Source organism: Pseudomonas sp. V98_8 (assembly GCF_029967975.1).
Lineage (GTDB): Bacteria > Pseudomonadota > Gammaproteobacteria > Pseudomonadales > Pseudomonadaceae > Aquipseudomonas > Aquipseudomonas umsongensis.
In genome coordinates this window covers 17,048-35,615 of the sequence record NZ_JASCAE010000036.1, presented here as the reverse complement: position 1 = coordinate 35,615, position 18,568 = coordinate 17,048, and the positions used below count along the sequence as shown (strand labels likewise).

The 18,568-nt window shown below is 60.0% G+C and carries 21 protein-coding genes; 11 read left to right on the top strand and 10 right to left on the bottom strand.

The genetic code is table 11. The features are described from left to right. Nucleotides 1-9: 9 nt before the first annotated feature. From QLG10_RS10275 to QLG10_RS10265, 3 genes are all read left to right on the top strand, one after another. Nucleotides 10-1,002: a 2-hydroxyacid dehydrogenase gene (locus QLG10_RS10275; RefSeq protein ID WP_282487304.1), complete on the top strand. Its 993-nt coding sequence runs from the start codon at nt 10-12 to the stop codon at nt 1,000-1,002. Nucleotides 1,003-1,079: 77 nt separating this feature from the next. Further along, nucleotides 1,080-1,514 (top strand): hypothetical protein, encoded by a 435-nt coding sequence (locus tag QLG10_RS10270; RefSeq protein ID WP_020799714.1) that lies wholly within the window; start codon nt 1,080-1,082, stop codon nt 1,512-1,514. After that, complete coding sequence (locus QLG10_RS10265) at nt 1,514-1,918, top strand: META domain-containing protein (RefSeq protein ID WP_020799715.1); 405 nt, start codon at nt 1,514-1,516, stop codon at nt 1,916-1,918. The genes QLG10_RS10270 and QLG10_RS10265 overlap by 1 nt, the downstream gene beginning before the upstream one ends. 132 nt (nt 1,919-2,050) lie before the next feature. On the opposite strand, the gene QLG10_RS10260 is transcribed toward QLG10_RS10265, so the two are convergent. Further along, nucleotides 2,051-2,518 carry a TlpA disulfide reductase family protein gene (locus QLG10_RS10260; RefSeq protein WP_020800625.1) on the bottom strand — a complete coding sequence of 156 codons (468 nt, stop codon included), beginning with the start codon at nt 2,516-2,518 and terminating at the stop codon, nt 2,051-2,053. Between the two features lie 114 nt (nt 2,519-2,632). Here QLG10_RS10260 and arsC point away from each other — a divergent pair, with 114 nt between their 5' ends. From arsC to QLG10_RS10245, 3 genes are read left to right on the top strand one after another with little or no spacing between them, the layout of a single operon-like run. Continuing rightward, nucleotides 2,633-2,986 carry an arsenate reductase (glutaredoxin) gene (gene arsC, locus QLG10_RS10255; protein WP_083349660.1) on the top strand — a complete coding sequence of 118 codons (354 nt, stop codon included), beginning with the start codon at nt 2,633-2,635 and terminating at the stop codon, nt 2,984-2,986. Then, nucleotides 2,983-3,579, top strand: coding sequence for an NAD(P)H:quinone oxidoreductase (gene wrbA, locus QLG10_RS10250; RefSeq protein WP_020800624.1), 597 nt, complete (start codon nt 2,983-2,985; stop codon nt 3,577-3,579). Before arsC ends, wrbA begins: the two co-directional genes overlap by 4 nt. Before the next feature lie 2 nt (nt 3,580-3,581). Next, entirely contained in the window at nt 3,582-4,007 is a 426-nt protein-coding gene (locus QLG10_RS10245; protein WP_179053865.1) for a DUF2069 domain-containing protein, read from the top strand. Between the two features lie 85 nt (nt 4,008-4,092). Here the strand turns inward: QLG10_RS10245 and QLG10_RS10240 are convergent, their stop codons facing one another. Continuing rightward, nucleotides 4,093-4,767, bottom strand: coding sequence for a DNA-3-methyladenine glycosylase I (locus QLG10_RS10240; RefSeq protein ID WP_282487303.1), 675 nt, complete (start codon nt 4,765-4,767; stop codon nt 4,093-4,095). A gap of 88 nt (nt 4,768-4,855) precedes the next feature. After that, the gene (gene ttcA, locus QLG10_RS10235) at nt 4,856-5,680 is read right to left on the bottom strand and encodes a tRNA 2-thiocytidine(32) synthetase TtcA (protein WP_020800621.1); all 825 of its coding nucleotides are present in this window, start codon (nt 5,678-5,680) and stop codon (nt 4,856-4,858) included. Nucleotides 5,681-5,960: 280 nt separating this feature from the next. On the opposite strand from ttcA, the gene QLG10_RS10230 reads away from it, so the two are divergent. Together QLG10_RS10230 and QLG10_RS10225 are read left to right on the top strand one after the other, a co-directional pair. Next, nucleotides 5,961-6,563: a Yip1 family protein gene (locus tag QLG10_RS10230; RefSeq protein WP_020800620.1), complete on the top strand. Its 603-nt coding sequence runs from the start codon at nt 5,961-5,963 to the stop codon at nt 6,561-6,563. 157 nt (nt 6,564-6,720) lie between these two features. Beyond that, nucleotides 6,721-7,215 carry a SprT family zinc-dependent metalloprotease gene (locus QLG10_RS10225; protein WP_033040846.1) on the top strand — a complete coding sequence of 165 codons (495 nt, stop codon included), beginning with the start codon at nt 6,721-6,723 and terminating at the stop codon, nt 7,213-7,215. A 120-nt stretch (nt 7,216-7,335) separates the two neighbouring features. Here the strand turns inward: QLG10_RS10225 and QLG10_RS10220 are convergent, their stop codons facing one another. Both QLG10_RS10220 and QLG10_RS10215 read right to left on the bottom strand, forming a co-directional pair. Further along, entirely contained in the window at nt 7,336-8,517 is a 1,182-nt protein-coding gene (locus tag QLG10_RS10220; protein ID WP_188263733.1) for a CaiB/BaiF CoA-transferase family protein, read from the bottom strand. 143 nt (nt 8,518-8,660) lie between these two features. Beyond that, entirely contained in the window at nt 8,661-9,995 is a 1,335-nt protein-coding gene (locus QLG10_RS10215) for a dicarboxylate/amino acid:cation symporter (RefSeq protein WP_110754217.1), read from the bottom strand. Nucleotides 9,996-10,335: 340 nt separating this feature from the next. On the opposite strand from QLG10_RS10215, the gene QLG10_RS10210 reads away from it, so the two are divergent. Then, on the top strand, nt 10,336-11,334 hold the full coding sequence (locus QLG10_RS10210; protein WP_110754219.1) for an AraC family transcriptional regulator: 999 nt from the start codon (nt 10,336-10,338) through the stop codon (nt 11,332-11,334). 64 nt (nt 11,335-11,398) lie between these two features. Here the strand turns inward: QLG10_RS10210 and QLG10_RS10205 are convergent, their stop codons facing one another. From QLG10_RS10205 to QLG10_RS10195, 3 genes are all read right to left on the bottom strand, one after another. Further along, nucleotides 11,399-12,742, bottom strand: a complete 1,344-nt coding sequence (locus tag QLG10_RS10205; protein ID WP_110754221.1) for an ATP-binding protein — start codon at nt 12,740-12,742, stop codon at nt 11,399-11,401. Next, complete coding sequence (locus QLG10_RS10200; protein WP_110754223.1) at nt 12,739-13,416, bottom strand: response regulator; 678 nt, start codon at nt 13,414-13,416, stop codon at nt 12,739-12,741. The genes QLG10_RS10205 and QLG10_RS10200 overlap by 4 nt, the downstream gene beginning before the upstream one ends. A gap of 117 nt (nt 13,417-13,533) precedes the next feature. Further along, a complete protein-coding gene (locus QLG10_RS10195) occupies nt 13,534-14,136 on the bottom strand; it encodes a hypothetical protein (RefSeq protein WP_110754225.1) in 603 nt (200 codons plus the stop codon). 146 nt (nt 14,137-14,282) lie between these two features. Between QLG10_RS10195 and QLG10_RS10190 the strand changes: the two genes are divergently transcribed. Together QLG10_RS10190 and QLG10_RS10185 are read left to right on the top strand one after the other, a co-directional pair. Beyond that, nucleotides 14,283-15,077 (top strand): dienelactone hydrolase family protein, encoded by a 795-nt coding sequence (locus QLG10_RS10190; protein ID WP_188263732.1) that lies wholly within the window; start codon nt 14,283-14,285, stop codon nt 15,075-15,077. Nucleotides 15,078-15,145: 68 nt separating this feature from the next. Beyond that, nucleotides 15,146-15,871 carry a 4'-phosphopantetheinyl transferase superfamily protein gene (locus QLG10_RS10185; protein ID WP_282487297.1) on the top strand — a complete coding sequence of 242 codons (726 nt, stop codon included), beginning with the start codon at nt 15,146-15,148 and terminating at the stop codon, nt 15,869-15,871. Between the two features lie 93 nt (nt 15,872-15,964). Here QLG10_RS10185 and QLG10_RS10180 read toward each other — a convergent pair whose 3' ends face one another. Together QLG10_RS10180 and QLG10_RS10175 are read right to left on the bottom strand one after the other, a co-directional pair. After that, the gene (locus tag QLG10_RS10180) at nt 15,965-17,575 is read right to left on the bottom strand and encodes an ATP-binding protein (protein ID WP_110754231.1); all 1,611 of its coding nucleotides are present in this window, start codon (nt 17,573-17,575) and stop codon (nt 15,965-15,967) included. Further along, the gene (locus QLG10_RS10175; protein ID WP_020800609.1) at nt 17,572-18,294 is read right to left on the bottom strand and encodes a winged helix-turn-helix domain-containing protein; all 723 of its coding nucleotides are present in this window, start codon (nt 18,292-18,294) and stop codon (nt 17,572-17,574) included. The genes QLG10_RS10180 and QLG10_RS10175 overlap by 4 nt, the downstream gene beginning before the upstream one ends. Nucleotides 18,295-18,568 lie beyond the last annotated feature (274 nt).

Here is an 18,568-nt window from a genome sequence, read left to right as displayed (position 1 = left end):
GGAGAACAGATGCGCACGATTCTTTTCAGCAGCCAGACCTACGACCGCGACAGCTTTCTCGCCGCCAGCCTGCCACCGGGTATCGAGTTGCACTTCCAGTCGGCACGACTGAGCCTCGATACCGTCGCGCTGGCGGAGCACCACGAGGTGATCTGCGCCTTCATCAACGATGATCTAAGCGCCCCGGTGCTCGAACGCCTGGCTGCGGCCGGGACCCGTCTGATTGCCCTGCGTTCGGCCGGTTACAACCATGTCGACCTGGCGGCAGCCAAGCGACTGGGGCTGGCGGTCGTGCGCGTCCCGGCCTATTCGCCCCACGCCGTGGCCGAGCATGCGGTAGCCCTGATCCTGGCCCTCAACCGACGCCTGCACCGCGCCTACAACCGCACGCGCGAAGGCGATTTCAGCCTGCACGGGTTGACGGGGTTCGACCTGGTGGGCAAGACCGTCGGCGTGGTCGGCACCGGACAGATCGGCGCGACTTTTGCGAAAATCATGCATGGCTTCGGCTGCCAGTTGCTGGCCTACGATCCCTTCCCCAATCCGCAGGTCGAAGCGCTGGGCGCCCGTTACCTGAGCTTGCCGCAGCTGCTGGCCGAGTCGCAGATCATCAGCCTGCACTGCCCGCTCAACGAGCAGAGCAAGCACTTGATCAACCACCAGTCCCTGGCGCACATGCAGCCTGGCGCCATGTTGATCAACACTGGCCGCGGCGGCCTGGTGGACACCCCGGCGCTGATCGATGCCTTGAAGCTCGGCCAACTGGGTTATTTGGGACTCGATGTGTATGAAGAGGAAGCGCAACTGTTTTTCGAAGACCGTTCCGATCTGCCGTTGCAGGACGATGTACTCGCGCGGTTGCTGACCTTCCCCAACGTGATCGTCACGGCACACCAGGCCTTCCTCACCCGCGAAGCCCTGGGCGCGATTGCCGCGACCACCTTGCAGAACATCGCGGCCTGGGCGGCAGGAACCCCGCAGAATCAGGTCGAGGGTGATTGAACCTGATCGAAGGTCATATGCCTGCGCCATGCTGCGCTTATGCCCGTGCTAGCATATCGCGCATATTTGGAGGACCCATGGTCGAACACGATTTCCGCTACACCCTGATGAACCCGCAACACACCCTCACTGAATGCCGCGCCCTGGTGCCGGGACGTTATCAAGTCACCGGCAACGGCGGCTCGATTCGTAATAACGACGTGCTGGTCGTGACTCTCAAGGGCGCAAAGGACCTGTCCATGCGCCTGACCGTCGAAACGGTTCGACACCTGATCAACCCGCCAGGGCAATGGGTCGCTGTGGCCAGTGGCCCGGTGTTCGGCGAACTGGCGATCCATACCTGGCAGGTGAACTGCGACAGCTGCGCCAAGGAACTGAGTTTCGAGTTCGCCGTTGACGCCAAGCTCGGCAACAAGGCCGAAAAGCCTGCTGCCACCGCGCGGATTGCCGAGTTGGGTTGGACCACCGTTGGCGAAAAACACCTGTGCCCCAAATGCCAGGAGCCTGCGTGATGAAACGCCTCGCCCTGACCGCGATGGCCGGTGCAAGCCTGCTGGGTTGCGCCGCGGAGCCAGTGCAACTGCAGCAAAATCGCAGCTACATCCTGGAGTGGATCGGCGAACGGCCGTTGATGGACTACAGCCACCTGACCATCACCCTGGGTGAAGACGGTCGCGCCTACGGTAGCGGAGGCTGCAACCACTGGTTCGCGCCGTACACACTGGAAGGCGACAAGCTGAGCTTCGGCAAGATCGGCAGCACCCGCAAACTCTGCGCACCGGCGCTGATGGAGCAGGAAAAACGCTTCCTCCAGGCGCTGGAAAGCGTGCAGCGCTGGGACGTCTCGTCGATCGACCAGATGCGCTTCTGGCCCGCTGAAGGCAAGCCGTTGCGCTGGTGGCTGGAAGAGGGTTGATCTCCTCTGCCTGATCGTTCTTGTGGCGAGGGGATTTATCCCCGTTGGACTGCGCAGCAGTCCCTTTTTTGGGGCCGCTTCGCAACCCAACGGGAATAAATCCCCTCGCCACAGGGGGAACCATCTGCTCAATCAGTTTTTAGCCTGCAACGCCTCCAGCTTCGCCACCACCCCCGCCGCCGTCTGCTCGCCCATCAACTGTTCGCGCACCTTGCCCTTGTTATCGATGATGTAGGTCACCGGCAGTGCTTCACTGCGCGGCAATTCGAATAACTCGGAAGGGTCCTGCGCCAGCACGGTGAACTTGATTCCGAGTTTCTCACTGGCACTTTTCAGCTCTTCGCCCTGCACATTGTCAAAGTTGACCCCGAACACGCCGATCTTCTTGTCCTTGAGCTGGTCGGCCAACGCGTTCAATTCCGGAATCTCGGTACGGCACGGGCTGCACCATTCAGCCCAATAATTGATCACCAGCCATTTGCCATCCAGGCGCTCGGCGGCGACCTTCTGTCCGTTCTGATCGATCCCGTAGTCGTTACCGCAGCCCCCCAACATCAACGCCCCGATAATCGTCAATGCCGCTGCCAGTCGCCTAGTCATGTCGTGTTCCTTGTCAAAAATTGAAAGCGCCTGCGACCCATCGCCCGGCAAGGTTCAGGATTACGCGCTGCCCAGTTAGAATAGCCGCCACCTTACGCAAGATGCGACCCGCTCATGACCGATCTGACGCTTTATCACAACCCGCGCTGCTCGAAATCCCGCGGTGCGCTCGAACTGCTTGAAGCCCGCGGCCTGGCTCCGACGGTGGTCCGCTACCTGGAAACGCCGCTGGACGCCGCGCAAATCCAGAGCCTGCTGGGCAAACTCGGGATCAGTGCACGGCAACTGTTGCGCACCGGCGAAGACGAATACAAGACCCTCGCCCTGGCCGACAGCAGCCTGAGCGAGGCGCAATTGATCGCCGCCATCGCCGCCCACCCGAAACTGATGGAGCGACCGATCCTCGAAGTCGGCGACAAGGCCATCATTGGCCGTCCGCCAGAGCAGATCCTGGAGTTGTTGCCGTGACTGCGCCGTATATTCTGGTGCTGTATTACAGCCGCAGCGGTTCGACCAACGAAATGGCCCGGCAAATTGCCCGCGGTGTCGAACAGGCCGGCCTTGAAGCCCGATTGCGCACGGTACCGGCCATTTCCACCGAGTGCGAAGCCGTCGCGCCGGATATCCCGGATGAAGGCGCGCTCTATGCCAGCCTCGATGACCTGAAGAACTGCGCAGGCCTGGCGCTAGGCAGTCCGACCCGCTTCGGCAACATGGCGGCGCCACTCAAGTACTTTCTCGACGGCACCAGCAACTTGTGGCTGACCGGCGCCCTGGTGGGCAAACCCGCCGGTGTGTTCACCTCCACCGCGAGCCTGCATGGCGGGCAGGAAACCACCCTGCTGTCGATGATGCTGCCGCTGTTGCACCACGGCATGCTGATCACCGGCCTGCCCTACAGCGAGTCGGCATTGCTCGAAACCCAGGGCGGCGGCACGCCGTACGGCGCCAGCCATCACGCCGGGGCCGATGGCAAAAGCGGGTTGGATGCCCATGAAGTTGCACTGTGCCGGGCCTTGGGCATGCGCTTGGCCAAGACTGCTCAGAAACTGGAGGGTTAAGGGTGGCCAGGAAACCGAAGGTCCTGCCCGCCATCGAATGGCTTGAACCACGGGTTCGGGCCATGCGCGTTATCAGCCTGTTGTGTTTTTTTGGCCTGGTGGGGTTGCTGTGCATTTACTACCTAATGGTCGCCGACCTGCACGGTGCGCGGCCGTGGGTGATTCTGCTGATTGAGCTGGTGCCGTTGCTGCTGCTCGCGCCGGGGATGATAGTCGGCAATGCCCGCGGGCATTCGTGGATGTGCTTTGTGGTGAACCTGTATTTCATCAAGGGCGCATTGGCCGCTTATGACCCGAATCGCCAGATCTTCGGCGTGCTGGAAATGGCCGCGAGTTTGGCGGTGTTCTGTTCGGCACTGTTGTATGTGCGGTGGCGATATCAATTGAACCGCAAGTTGGCTGGCGAGGGAGAAATCTCCGTCGCCTGATCGGCCTTCATCGCTGGCAAGCCAGCTCCTACAAGTCTGGTGTTTTTGTAGGAGCTGGCTTGCCAGCGAAGGGGGCAACTCGGTCTTAATGGTTGACGGTGTAGGCCAGCATCATCGAAATCTGGCTCATCGGCCGCCCTCCACTTTCCTCATGCCACTGGTTGAACACGTCCTGCACCAACGCCAGATCCCGTTGGCTGCTCGGCACCTTGTCGACGATTTTCTGCGCATTCAACGCCGCCACCACGTCATAGCTCGGCACAAACGTATCCTTGCCGACCATGCGCAAGAATCGTGGCGCCGACAAGCCGCCCAATTGATGACCGCGTTTTTTCAGCAAGGTCCACAGTCCGACGATGTCGGTCACCGGCCAATCGGCGATCATCGCCCCGAAGCTGCCCTGCTCATGGGCCACGCCCAGCACGAACTGCGCATTACGCGGTACGCTCTTGAGCTTGCCCAGATGGCGGATGATCCGCGTGTCCTGCATCAGCCGCTCCAGGTGTTCGGCGCTCATCAGCACGACTTTTTCCGGGTCGAATTTGAAGAACACTTCTTCGAAGGCCGGCCACTTGGCGTCCACCAGGCTGTGCTTGAGTCCGGCGCGGAATACGCGCAGCGCCATGGTCGACAAGTAACGATCGTCGGTGATGTCACGCAGTTGTGCCGCAGTCTTGGGAACGGGCAGATGGGCTTCCAGTTCAGCCGCCGAACCGAAGCGGTTCAAGCAGTATTCGTTCAGCCACTTGTAGTCGCGCATGCCCTCTCCTGAGGATTGAAAAATAAACGCCCCACTCCGGAAACAACACCTGTGGGCGCCAGCAGGCTGGCTCCCACAGTCATCGTGTTTAGAGGTTGACCACGTTGACGAAGCGCGAAGCGGCGGATTCGTCGATCTTCAGGCTGGTGAAATCGAACAGGTTGCGGTCCGCCAATTGCGACGGGATCACGTTCTGCAGGCTGCGGAAAATGCTTTCGGTACGGCCTGGGGTCTTGCGCTCCCAGTCCTGCAGCATTTCCTTGACCACTTGGCGCTGCAGGTTTTCCTGGGAGCCGCAGAGGTTGCAAGGGATGATCGGGAATTGCTTGAGGTCCGAGTAGGCCTGGATATCTTTTTCGTTGCAGTAGGCCAAGGGGCGGATCACCACGTTACGCCCGTCATCGGCACGCAACTTCGGCGGCATGGCCTTGAGCGAGCCGTTGAAGAACATGTTCAGGAAGAACGTTTCGACGATGTCGTCGCGGTGATGCCCCAAGGCCATCTTGGTCGCGCCGATTTCGTCGGCAAAGGTGTAGAGCGTGCCGCGACGCAGGCGCGAGCACAGGGAACAGGTGGTCTTGCCTTCCGGAATCAGCTCCTTGACCACCGAGTAAGTGTCTTTCTCGACGATGTGATACTCGACGCCCAATTCCTTGAGGTAGGCCGGCAGCACATGCTCGGGAAAACCCGGCTGTTTCTGATCCATGTTAACGGCCACGATCTCGAACTTGATCGGCGCGACCTTCTGCAAGTGCATCAGCACATCAAGCATGGTGTAGCTGTCCTTGCCGCCGGACAGGCAGACCATGACCTTGTCCCCGTCCTCAATCATGTTGAAATCGGCGACCGCCTCACCGGCCTGTCGGCGAAGGCGCTTTTGCAGTTTGTTCTGGTTGACCGTAAGAGTGCCCATGACGCGAAATCCGTGAGGTGTGACGAAAGGCCGGCATTTTACGCAAAAACCCTCCAGGGGCGAAGTGCCCCGACGGATCGCCCGTCCTACAGATGCAACAGCGATTACCCCGGTGCTTTACAGCGCAATTTGCTCTAAGCCCTACCCCCTGTGGGGTTAAGTCCTTCCTATACTGCGACATAAGGTCGCAATCACATACAGACCTAGTACTTACTTGGCCTCATTGGCCCGTAGGGCGCTCCACTGGGGGGCGACGGTAAAAACAAGAGGAGTGACTGGCATGATCCATCACGTAGTGGGGCTATTTACCCACCCTGACCAAGAATGGAAAGAGATTCGTGGCGATCAGGAAGAAAGTATCAGCCACATGTACCTGACCCATACGCTGATCCTGGCGGCGATACCTGCGGTATCGGCATTCATCGGGACCACGCAGGTGGGCTGGGTCATCGGCAATCGCCCGCCGGTAATGCTGACCGTGGAAAGCGCACTATGGATGACAGTCATGTCGTACCTGGCGATGCTCGGCGGAGTGGCGGTGATGGGCGCGTTCATCCACTGGATGGCCCGCACCTATGACGCCAATCCGAGCCTCGCACGCTGCATTGCGTTCGCAACCTATACCGCTACGCCGCTGTTCATCGGCGGCCTCGCGGCCTTGTACCCCCACTTGTGGCTGGGGATGATCGTCGGCACGGCGGCCATCTGCTACACGGTGTACCTGCTGTATGTGGGATTGCCAACTTTCATGAACATTCCATCTGACGAGGGCTTTCTGTTTTCAAGTTCGGTGCTCGCCGTAGGCCTGGTGGTGCTGGTCGCCATCATGGCGTTCACCGTGATTGTCTGGGGACTCGGCGTGGGGCCGGTCTATACCAATTAACAGCTCACCACAAAAAAATCAGATCTGCCGACACAGGCCGCCGCAAGGCGGCCTTTTAATGCCCAGGCACAAAGAGTCCGAAGACCATTCGGCACCTCGCAGATTCGCAAGGCCCCTGGCTTGCGGCATACTCGACCGCTCTGGAGATCCATCAAGCATGCCCGAGCAACTCAATAACCGCGTCGAAGACTGTTTCCAACAAGCCGAATCCTTTTTCAAACGACCTTTCAAGCGCCCCGTGGTGAGTTTCAAGCTGCGTGGGCAAAAAGCCGGTGTCGCGCACTTGCACGAAAACCTGCTGCGCTTCAACCCGCAGTTGTACCGTGAAAACACCGAAGATTTTCTCAAGCAGACCGTCGCCCACGAGGTCGCGCACCTGATCGCCCATCAATTGTTCGGCGACCGCATCCAGCCCCATGGCGAAGAGTGGCAACTGATCATGCGCGGCGTTTACGAATTGCCGCCCAACCGCTGCCACACCTACGACGTCAAGCGCCGCAGCGTGACCCGCTACATCTACAAGTGCCCGTGCGCCGACAGCGATTTCCCGTTCTCGGCGCAACGTCATGGCCTGGTGCGCCAGGGGCGGCGGTATTTATGTCGGCGGTGTCGCAACACCTTGGTATTCAGCGGCGAAATGCGGGTCGAGTAACAGGATTTTCAGTGTCTGCGCCGGCCTCTTCGCGGGCAAGCCCGCTCCCACAGGGAATTTTCGTTCCAGCTCAAATCCGATGTGGGAGCGGGCTTGCTCGCGAAGGCGCACTGGCAGGCGCTAAAGAATTACCTTGGCACGCCGCAACTCGGCAATCCTTTCAGCAGTGAACCCCAACTCCCCCAACACCTGATCCGTATGCTGCCCCAGCGCCGCGCCAATATGCCGAGGCTGAGGCAGTCCTTGGGAAAACTTCAACGGGCACGCCATCTGCGCCTGACTCGAACCATCCCCCCGGGGCACTTGCGTCACCAGCTCCCGCGCCTGCAACTGCGGATGCCGCACCGCCTCACCCAGGCTCAGTACCGGCTCGACACAAGCGTCAAGCTCGGCGAACAGCGCACACAGCTCGGCAAAATCATGCTTTTCGAACTCAATCTTCAACGCATCCTTGAGCCTGCGTTGCTGTGCAGGTTGCGCAGATAGCCCCAGGCTGGCCCACTCCTCCAGCCCCAGCGCCGCACACAACTGTTTCATGAACCCCGGTTCCAGGCTGCCCACCGACAGCCAACGCCCATCCCGGGAACGGTAATAGTCATAGAAGCTGCCGCCATTGAGCATCTGGGCTTCCCGATCCGGCTCGACACCACAAGCCAGGTACCCGGCACCCGCCATGGCATTCAAGCTGAACACGCAGTCGGTCATGCTCACGTCCAGGTGCTGGCCCTGTCCGGTTTGCTGTCGAGCGATCACGGCGGCCAGCAGGCCGATGACCCCGTGCAGCGAACCACCGGCAATGTCTGCCACCTGCATGCCCAACGGCAGCGGCCCGCTGTCAGCGCGACCGCTGTAGCTCGAAAGCCCGGCCAGCGCCAGGTAATTGATGTCATGGCCGGCACGGTCCTTATAGGGGCCGGTTTGGCCGTAACCGGTGATCGATACATAGATCAGTCCTGGATTGATCGCCTTCAGGGCCTCATAACCCAGGCCCAAGCGTTCCATGACGCCGGGGCGGAACTGCTCAAGCACGATGTCGTAGTCCTGCAACAATTGCCTGACCACTTCCAGTGCTTCGGGCTGCTTGAGATCCAGAGCCAGGCTGCGTTTGTTGCGATTGAGGTAGGCGTGGCTGGCCGATACACCTTGATCGTGCGGCGGCAGCTCGCGCAGCAGGTCCATGCGGGCCGGCGATTCGATGCGCAGCACCTCGGCGCCCATGTCCGCCAGCAATAGCGAAGCGAACGGCCCCGGCAGCAGTGTCGAGAAATCCAGAACCTTGAGTGATGCCAGTGGACCGAGCATGAGCGTTCTCCCTGGATGATTCCCCAGCCTAGGCAGCCAAGCGCTTTGCAGCAATCACCTTATGCGCCAAACGCAATGACCGTTGCGCTCAAATCCCGGGCGAGAAAAAACCCGCCGAAGCGGGTTTTTCAAGACAACAAGGCTTACTTGGCGTTGGTCGGGGTAGCCCCTTCAACGTGGCCCAGGACATCGTCCTTAGGCTCGTCGGCAATCCCGCGGCCGCCCGAGGCCAGCTCTGCCTGCAGCACGTCGGTGTCCAGTTCCTTGACCCATTTGGCGACAACGATGGTGGCAACGGCGTTACCGACCAGGTTGGTCAACGCACGGGCTTCGGACATGAAGCGGTCGATCCCCAGGATAAGCGCCAGGCCGGCAACCGGCAGGTGGCCTACGGCGGACAGGGTGGCCGCCAGTACGATGAAGCCCGAACCGGTCACGCCTGCAGCGCCTTTGGAAGACAGCAGCAACACCACCAGCAAGGTGATCTGGTGCGTGATGTCCATGTGCGTGTCGGTGGCCTGTGCAATGAACACGGCCGCCATGGTCAGGTAGATCGCAGTACCGTCGAGGTTGAACGAGTAGCCGGTCGGGATCACCAGACCAACCACGGACTTCTGCGCCCCCAGACGCTCCATCTTGATCAGCATGCGCGGCAGCACCGACTCCGAAGAGGATGTACCCAGCACGATCAGCAGCTCTTCACGGATGTAGCGGATCAGTTTCAACACGCTGAAGCCATGAGCGCGGGCGATACTGCCCAGCACAATCAGGATGAACAGCAGGCAAGTGATGTAGAAGCAAGCCATCAACTGGCCCAGTTGCACCAGCGAGCCGACACCGTAGGCACCGATGGTGAAAGCCATGGCACCGAAGGCACCGATTGGCGCGAGTTTCATGATCATGTTGATGATGTTGAACATCACGTGGGCGAAGCGATCGATGAAGTCCAGCAGCGGCTTGCCGTAGGCACCCAGGCGATGCAGGGCGAAACCGAAGATCACCGAGAACATCAGCACTTGCAGAATGTCACCGGTGGCGAACGCACCGACGATGGTGGACGGGATCACGTTGAGCAGAAAGCCGACGACGCTTTGATCCGCACCGGCCGAGACATAGGCAGCCACTTTGGAGGCATCCAGCGTGGACACGTCGATGTGCATGCCGGCGCCCGGCTGGACGATGTTGACCACCACCAGGCCCACCAGCAGCGCGATGGTCGAAACGATCTCGAAGTACAGCAGTGCGTAACCGCCGGTCTTGCCGACCGACTTCATGTCCTGCATGCCAGCGATGCCGCTGACCACGGTGCAGAAGATGATCGGCGCGATGATCATCTTGATCAGCTTGATGAACCCGTCACCCAGCGGTTTTACGGCCACACCGAGCTGTGGATAGTAGTGACCGAGCAAAATACCGATGACAATTGCAACGATCACCTGGAAATACAGGGATTTGTACAGTGGCTGACGAGTCGTCATTGCAAAGTTCCTCAAGAGTGCGCGGCGACAACATCCATCTGTTGCCCACCCCACCTCAATGGCGAACCCTCCTGCACTGGAGGGATTTGTTTTTTCGAGCTGCGCGACGGCAGGCATCTGCTGGTTTAATCGCAAGGGCCGTGCCACCTTGTACGAAAAGTCTGTAAGCCTTGTGACAACAAGGGCTGCAGGTTTTTCCAGGGCCGCGCACGACGTTTGCGCCATGGCGGATTTCCGCCCACTCGTCGAATCACACCCCGGCAATCTGGCGGATATCCGCCTTGTTCATGGGTATGAAGCGCGGCTACCATCCGTCGTTCAATGGACGGACTTGCCAGCTATGCGCGAACGCACCATCGCCAGTCATTTCGCCCGCGCCGTCCTCGGTGGGGCGCAACGGCGTGGCTACGATTATTCAAGACTGCTGCAGCAATTGGGGATCAGCCCCGAATTGCTCGACGAGCCTCGAGCGCGCATTCCTCCGGAACAATTCACCCGCCTGATCCAGGGACTTTGGCTGGCACTGGACGATGAGTACCTGGGTTTCGGGCAAGGTGTCAGCAAGCCAGGCAGCTTCGCGATGATGTGTCATGCCGTTATCCATTGCCGCAATCTGGATAAGGCACTGCATCGCGGATTAATGTTTTATAGCCTATTCCCGGACTCCCCGCGCCTGACGCTGGCGCGCGAAGACGAAATGATTCGACTGAGCCTGGATGACTCACACCTCTGGGACCCGGAACATTTTCTCACCGAGAGTCTATTGGTGATCTGGCATCGCTTCGCCAGCTGGTTGATCGGCCAGCGTATTCGGCTGGAGCACGCCACGTTCAGCTATCAGCGACCGGAACATGGCGCCGAATACGAGTTGCTGTTCTCGTGCCCGCTCGAGTTTTCGGCACAACAGAGCAGCCTGCTGTTTCACAGCCGCTACTTGGACATGCCACTGTTGCAAGACGAACGCACGCTCAAGCAGTTCCTTGAACGCTCGCCTGCCGATCTGTTATCACGCCCCGATGACGGCCATAGCCTGAGCAGCCAGTTACGACGCTTGCTCAGTCGCGACCGGTCACCCTGGCCGGATCTGGAGGCCGTGGCTGCGCACCTGCACATCAGCCCGCAAACGCTACGCCGGCATCTGCGTGAAGAAAACACCAGTTTTCAGGAACTGAAGGACCAACTACGCCGCGACATCGCCATTTATCACCTGGGCCGCAACGACTTGCCATTGCAACAGATCGCCGAGCAATTGGGATTTTCCGAACCGTCAGCGTTTCATAGGGCATTCAAGAAGTGGACCGGACTGACGCCAGGGGCCTATCGGGCTCGGGATTTGTAGGAGCCGGCTTGCTGGCGATAGCGTCTGTACGATCGCCATCGCCAGCAAGCCGGCTCATGCAGCATCACGCCTGCGGAAACTGAATACGGAAAGCCGCACCGCCCAAGGGCGAGTCACCCAGGGTAAGTCTTGCGCTGTAGCTTTCGATGATGTCCTTGACCACCGCCAAGCCAATACCCTGCCCCGGATGCTGTCGGTCCAGGCGCTCACCGCGCTGCAGGATCCGCGTGCGCTGATCGAGCGGGACGCCTGGACCATCGTCTTCTACACATATCTCGATTCCGTTGAGGGCGCGCACGCTGACGCGCACCTCGCTCAGGCACAGTCGATAAGCGTTCTCGAGCAGATTGCCCAACATTTCCAGCAAGGCGCCCTGCTCGATAGGGACCAGACACGGCTCCGGCAAATCGAAGGTTACCTGTACCTGTTTGTCGCGATAGACCTTGTCCAGTGTGTCGCAAAGGCTCTGCAACACCGGCTGCAGGCGTACCTGATGACGCACCAGACCGCTTTTGCGCAGGCTGGCTCGTTGCAGTTGGTAACTGATCTGCTGGCTCATGCGCTCAATCTGGGTCTGCAGCACCCAGGCCTGCTCCCGGTCCTCAGGGCGTTGCGCCATGCCTTCGCTGACACCCTGCAATACCGCCAATGGGGTTTTCAAGCTATGGGCCAGGTCGTCGAGTGAATCGCGATAACGGCTACGCTGTTCGCGCTCGCTGAACAGCAGGCGGTTGAGAGAGCCCGTCAGGCGCAGCAGTTCACGCGGGTGCTGTTCACTCAGGCTTTCACGGGTGCCACTTTCGATCTCGTCCAGTTCCTGGCTCAGCCGGCGCAATGCCTGCAACCCCCAGGTCAAGCCGACCCAAAGCAACGCCAGAAGCACCAGTAACGCCGCGCCGAAACCCAAGTACAGGTTGTCCCGCAGGCCGCCGAGCGTGGCGTCGTACTCACGCGCCGGTTGCAACGCGACGAAGCTGAACGCCGCACTTTTGCCACCGAGCAGTTTGACCTCGACGTCATAGACAAAAAATTCCTGGCCATTGTCCTGGCGAATCCTGGCGAATTCATTACCGCGCCCGTCGTAACGCGGCGTGTAATTGATATTCTCGTCAAGGGTGTCCTTCGAGCGCCAAACCAATTGGCCTTCGCGGCTGTAGATATAACCGAGCAAATTGCCATCGGCCAGGTTGAAGCGCTCATCGGGCAACTGTTCCGGCATCAGCAAGCGGTTGTTCTCGACCCTTGCGGCAGAGATCAACGTGGTGACGTCCGACGCCAGTCGCTGCTCGATGGCATCCTGCAGCGCCAGGCTGAATGCTCCCTGCATCGCCGGCAACAATGCCAGCATGAACAATACCGCCAGGATCGTGGCGGCGAGCATCAGGCGAACGCGAAGAGAACCGATCAAGTGCAACGCTCGGTGAACAGATAGCCCAGGCCGCGCACCGTATCAATTGGCTTGAAACCGGAGGTACCTTCGAGTTTGCGACGCAGCCGGCCAACCAGCACTTCAATCACGTTCGGATCGCGTTCGTCGTCATCGGGATAAAGTTGCTCCATCAAACGATCCTTGGGCACCACCTGCTGGTGGTGGCGCATCAAGTACTCGAGTATCCGATATTCATACGCAGTCAGCGCCAAGGGTTGCTCATCAAGGGTCGCCTGCTTGCGATTGAGGTCCAGCAGCAGCGGCCCGGCAACGATCGTTGACTGGGTAAACCCGCTGGAGCGACGCAACAAGGCATTTAGCCGAGCTTCCAGTTCTTCAAACTGGAAGGGCTTGACCACATAGTCGTCGGCGCCGGCAGCAAGGCCTTCCACCTTGTCCTGCCAGTTACCACGTGCTGTGAGGATCAGGATTGGAAAGGTCTTGCCCTGCGAGCGCAACTGACGGATCAGATCCAGCCCGCCCATACCCGGCAACCCGAGATCGATCACCGCCAGGTCATGGTTGAACTGATCTGTCTGGTACAGCGCATCGACGGCGTTGGCCACGGACTCGACCACATGGCCACTATCCGTCAGGCGGGTTTGCAGGTGATGACGCAACAGCGCTTCATCCTCGACGACCAGCAGTTTCATCTCGCTCTCCCAGGCAAATCAAATACTTCTGAGGCACGATTGACGGACCTCCATGGTTGACGGGCCGCGCCGGATCAATCTCCTGGATTGACCCGGCGCGGCGGTCACACTCGCTTTTCAGAAAGCGTAGTTGGCTGAAAGGTAAGTCTGCGCGCTGCTGGTCAAGCTCAGCGAACCTTGTTTGCTACCACCTCGCTCACTCATTTCGGTGCTGGCGTTACTGCGCAGGTAACGGTACCCCAGTTCAACAGAAGTGTTTTGCGAAACCTGTTGCAGAATGCCTGCCTGTGCACCAATGGCGTAACCGATGTCGCTGTCGCGACTGAAGCCTGGCGATTCCTGGGTCATTTTGGTCAATCCGGCCGAGGCGCCGCCGAACAGCTTGGTATTGGCTCCCAGCGGATGGAACAGATCGTAGCTGCCCAGCAGGTTTTCCTGGCGCAGTTTAATGCCATTGTGCGAGCCCGACACGTTATCGTAAGTGGCGTAGTAGCGGCCTTGGCTGTTTTGCTGGCCTAAACGCAAGCCCCATGTGTTGTCCTTTCCAATCACGCCGTCGGCGTTCGGCCTGTCCAGGTTATTGTTCAAGGCGTGGGATTTTTTGATCTTGTCGCTGGTCTGCCCATAAGTAAGGCTGGCGAAACTGTCGTTGGAAGCGATCGCTGCGGTGCTAGCGCCGAAGACGGTGAATGCCAGCAGCAGTTTTTTGAATCCAGTCATGGGTGAGACTCCTCAAGAATTAGTGTTGTCTTGGCTACGGGGCAAGATTACCCACGCAGCCCTGAACTCACCCTGAACACCCGCTTAACCTAAGCTGAACCCTATCCACCTGGATGTTTCGAGGATTTTCTTGCAGGAGACCGACCATGCGCATGCTCTTCGCCCTCTTCTTGCTCGCCGCCAGCGGGCTGGCCCAGGCCGCCATCAAGACTCAGGAAATCCCGTACCAAGGTCCCGACGGCACCCGGATGATTGGCTACTACGCCTTTGATGACGCGATAAAAGGTCCGCGTCCCGGTGTCGTGGTGGTACATGAGTTCTGGGGTTTGAACGACTACGCCAAGCGTCGCGCCCGCGACCTCGCCGGTCTGGGTTACAGCGCCCTGGCCATCGATATGTATGGCGACGGCAAGAATACCGAGCATCCCAAGGACGCAATGGCTTTCATGCAGGCCGTGCAAAGGGACAACGCAATTGCCAGCGCGCGGTTTCAGGCGGGCCTCGACTTGCTCAAGCGACAGGCGCAAACCGATCCGAACAAGCTTGCCGCCATTGGCTATTGCTTCGGTGGCGGCGTGGTGCTCAATGCCGCTCGCCAGGGTGTTCCTCTGGCCGGTGTCGTCAGTTTCCATGGCGCGCTGGCGACCAATACCCCTGCGACACCAGGCAGCGTCAAGGCGAAAATCCTCGTCGAACACGGCGCCCAGGACAGCCTGGTCACACCGCAAAACGTCGCGGCCTTCAAGGCCGAGATGGACAAGGCCGGCGCTGACTACCAGTTTGTCAGCCTCGACGGCGCCAAGCACGGTTTCAGCAACCCCGATGCTGATCGCTTGAGCCATGGCGATCATGGGGGGCCGGATATCGGCTACAACAAGGCGGCGGATGAAAAATCGTGGGCGGATATGCAGGCATTTTTCAAGAAGATCTTTAGCAAGTAGATCCCGTATTGAGGGGCTTTTGTGGCAAGCACTACCCAGCATCAAGGCAACCCGGCAAAATGCCCGACATGAATTCCATCCCTGCCCTGCCCGTCTGCTGCACGCCCCTCGATGCCCATTGGCCGCTGCCGATGGTGCTGCCCGACGCAGTGCTGCTGAGTACCCACTTCGATACTTCGCAACTGCACAGCGATGATTTCCAGCGCAGCGCCATCGAGGCGCCCGCAAGCATTCAGCGGTCCGTCGCCAAACGCCAGGCAGAATTTCTCGCCGGGCGAATCTGCGCCCGCGCAGCCCTGCATCAATTGGAAGGCCTGAACTTCAGCCCGGCCATCGGTGATGATCGGGCACCTGTGTGGCCTGCGCACATCACCGGCTCGATCACTCACAGCACCGGTCGGGCCGCGGCGATTGTCGCCAGGAAAACCCATTGGCGAGGGTTGGGCATGGACCTGGAAAACCTGCTCAATGCCGAACGTGCCGAACGCCTGGCCGGAGAAATCCTCACTCCGCCGGAAATGCAGCGCATGACCGCTGGGCATCGTGATCAACTGGCGTTGCTGGTCACCCTGACTTTTTCAGTGAAAGAGAGCCTGTTCAAGGCGCTTTACCCGATCGTCCAACAACGCTTCTACTTCGAACACGCCGAGGTGTTGGAGTGGAGCGAATCAGGTGAAGTGCGGTTGCGGTTGCTGACCGACCTGTCCGGCGAGTGGCGCAACGGTACCGAGCTCGAGGCGCAGTTCGGGGTCAAGGATGGGCAGTTGTTGAGTCTGGTCAGCATCAAGGCCTGAAGACTTCTGCAGTTTGTAAGGGACTCTTCGCGGGCAAGCCTCGCTCCTACAGTTCTACATCGATCCACAACATGAGGTTCGACACAAAACCGCTCACCGCCTCTCCTGACTCCTTGGCCAGCTCAAGCTGAAACACGCGCCGCCCAGGCTTTTGCTCTTGCCAATCAACGCCCGGCCGTCGTGCCAATGGATGATCCGTCGCACGATCGACAATCCCAACCCATGGCCGCCCGAGGCCCGGGTCCGGCTGTCGTCGAGTCGCAGGAATGGTGTGAAAATTTTCTCCCAGGCCATTTCCGGAACTCCCGGCCCGTCATCTTCGACATCCACTCGACAACGCTGTTGCCCCACCTGATAACTGACGGTGACCCGCGAATGAGCATGGCGCATGGCATTGCTCACCAGATTTTGCAGTGCCCGGTGCAGGTAGCGCGGCTCTGCCTCGACCCACGCGTCGTCACAGTCGGCGGCCGACAGGCACAATCCTCGTTGCACCGTGACGTCGGCGCGCAAGGGCGCCAGCTCCTCGATCACCTGATTGACCAAGGCGTCCAGATCGATACGCTGGAAATTCAGTGCCGGCGAGCCCTGCTCCAACCGCGCGTAAGTCAGCATCTCGTCGACCAGGCGGTCGAGGTCCTCGATATCGTGGTCCATGCCTTCGCAGTATTTTTCCAAGGCTTGCGGTGTCTTGGCCGAGCCGATCATTTCCAGGCCAAAGCGCAGGCGCGCCACCGGCGTGCGCAACTCGTGGGACACGGCACGTACCAGCTCGCGCTGAATGGCCAGCAGTTGTTGCAGGTGCTCGGCCATGCCGTTGAACGCCGACGCCAGCCGCCCCACCGAGTCCGCGCCCCGCGTCGGCACACGGGTTTCCAGACTGCCCTTGGCGATCCGCGTGGCCGCTGCTTCCAGCCCGCGTAGACGGCGCTCCAGTTGCCGCACCAGCAGGTAGACGATCAGGCCGATCAGGCTCAGCCCCAGTGCGGCAATCAGCACCAGCCACTCGGGTGGATACGGATTCATCTGGTACAACGGGCCAATTTCCAGCACCCACGGCGTGCCAACCATGCCGGCGAACACCCGGATCGAATCGCCCTCCTTGCCCAGCGCCATCACAGTGTCACCCTCGGACACCCGACGGCTCTGGTCTTCGTCCATGTCGGCTTCCTGGACCGTGACCAGACGCAAATCGAAGCCAAAACCTTTGTCCTTTTTCAATTGCGCCAGGCGCACCGGCTGCTCGCCCACGGGGTAGCGCACCAACTCGTCCGCCAACAGGTAAATCGTCGCCCGGGCGAGTTGTTCGCTGATCTGCTGGACGTCCCCCGTAAGCACAAGCTGCTCCTGGTCACTGACCAGTCGATAGACTCGGGCCGCATGCGGGCCGGTCTTCTCCACCAGGGCCTGGCCACGCAAGACGCGGGTGCGCTGGGTGAGGTCGAGATCGGTCTGGGCAAAGGTTTTCAGCGCCAGCGGAATCCCCAGCAGCCGCTCCCACACCAGCAACGCCCGCTGGCGCTCGGTCTGGTTCATCGGCTGCAGGTTATCGGCCATCAGCGAAAAGGTGCCGTGTGCCAGTCGTTCCCGGTACTGCTCGCCGCGCACCTGATTGAGCATGTGCAAGGCCAGCACGCCAAGTACCGCCACCAATATCAGCGCGGCACACATGCCGCCGTAGATACGCAGGAAGATCGAGTTCACGGGGTTGGGTCTACGCAGGCCTCGGGGACAAACAGATAACCTTTGCTGCGCACGGTCTTGATCAGTCGCGGATGGTCCGGGTCATCGCCGATCTTGGGGCGGATGCGCGAGATGCGCACGTCGATGGAACGGTCCTGGCCGTCATAGCCAATGCCGCGCAACGCGGTGAAGATTTCTTCCCGGGACAGGATGCGTCCGGCGTTGGCAACCAGCAGCCAGAGCAAGTCGAATTCGGCGCTGGTCAGTTCGATGCCACTGTCGTGCAGCCAGGCTTCGCGCAATGCATTGTCCACCACCAGCGGGCCGAATTGCAGGCGTCGTTGTTTTTCCGGGGTCACCTCCGGCGCCTCGCTGCGTCGCAGCAATGCCTGGATGCGCGCCAACAGCAAGCGCGGGCGCACCGGCTTGCACACATAGTCGTCGGCGCCCAGGTCCAGGCCGAGGATCTGGTCGGTGTCGTCGGTGCGTGCGGTGAGCATCAGGATCGGACCGTCATAACGGTCACGAACCTTGCGGCAAATGCTCAGGCCATCTTCGCCTGGCAGCATCAGGTCGAGAATGACCAGGTCCGGTTGTTCCTTGATGATGCGGTTCGCGGCCAGCGCACCGTTGCCTTCGATCGATACACGCAGGCCATTGGCTTGCAGGTAATCACGTGTCAGTTCGGCCAGACGTTGATCGTCCTCCACAATCAATACCTGCCAGGCTTCTTGTTCCACCGGTGACCTCTACTTGCCAGAACGCTCATAAGGAAGGATCCGCCCGTCTTTTTGTAATGATAGGGGTGGATAAATTGCGTACACGCCGACCGATTGTATAAACGTCGCCCACCCAGAACACAAGCTGGCAAATGCGTTCGGACAACAGAGTTTTTTGTGATAGGGTTCGCGCCCTTAAAAATCCGCTCGGGCGTTTTCGCGGGTTGAAAATCGATGAAAAAAAGCCGGGTCCAGCAGCGTCGCGGCCTGCACGCCGATTCCTTTCACAACACAC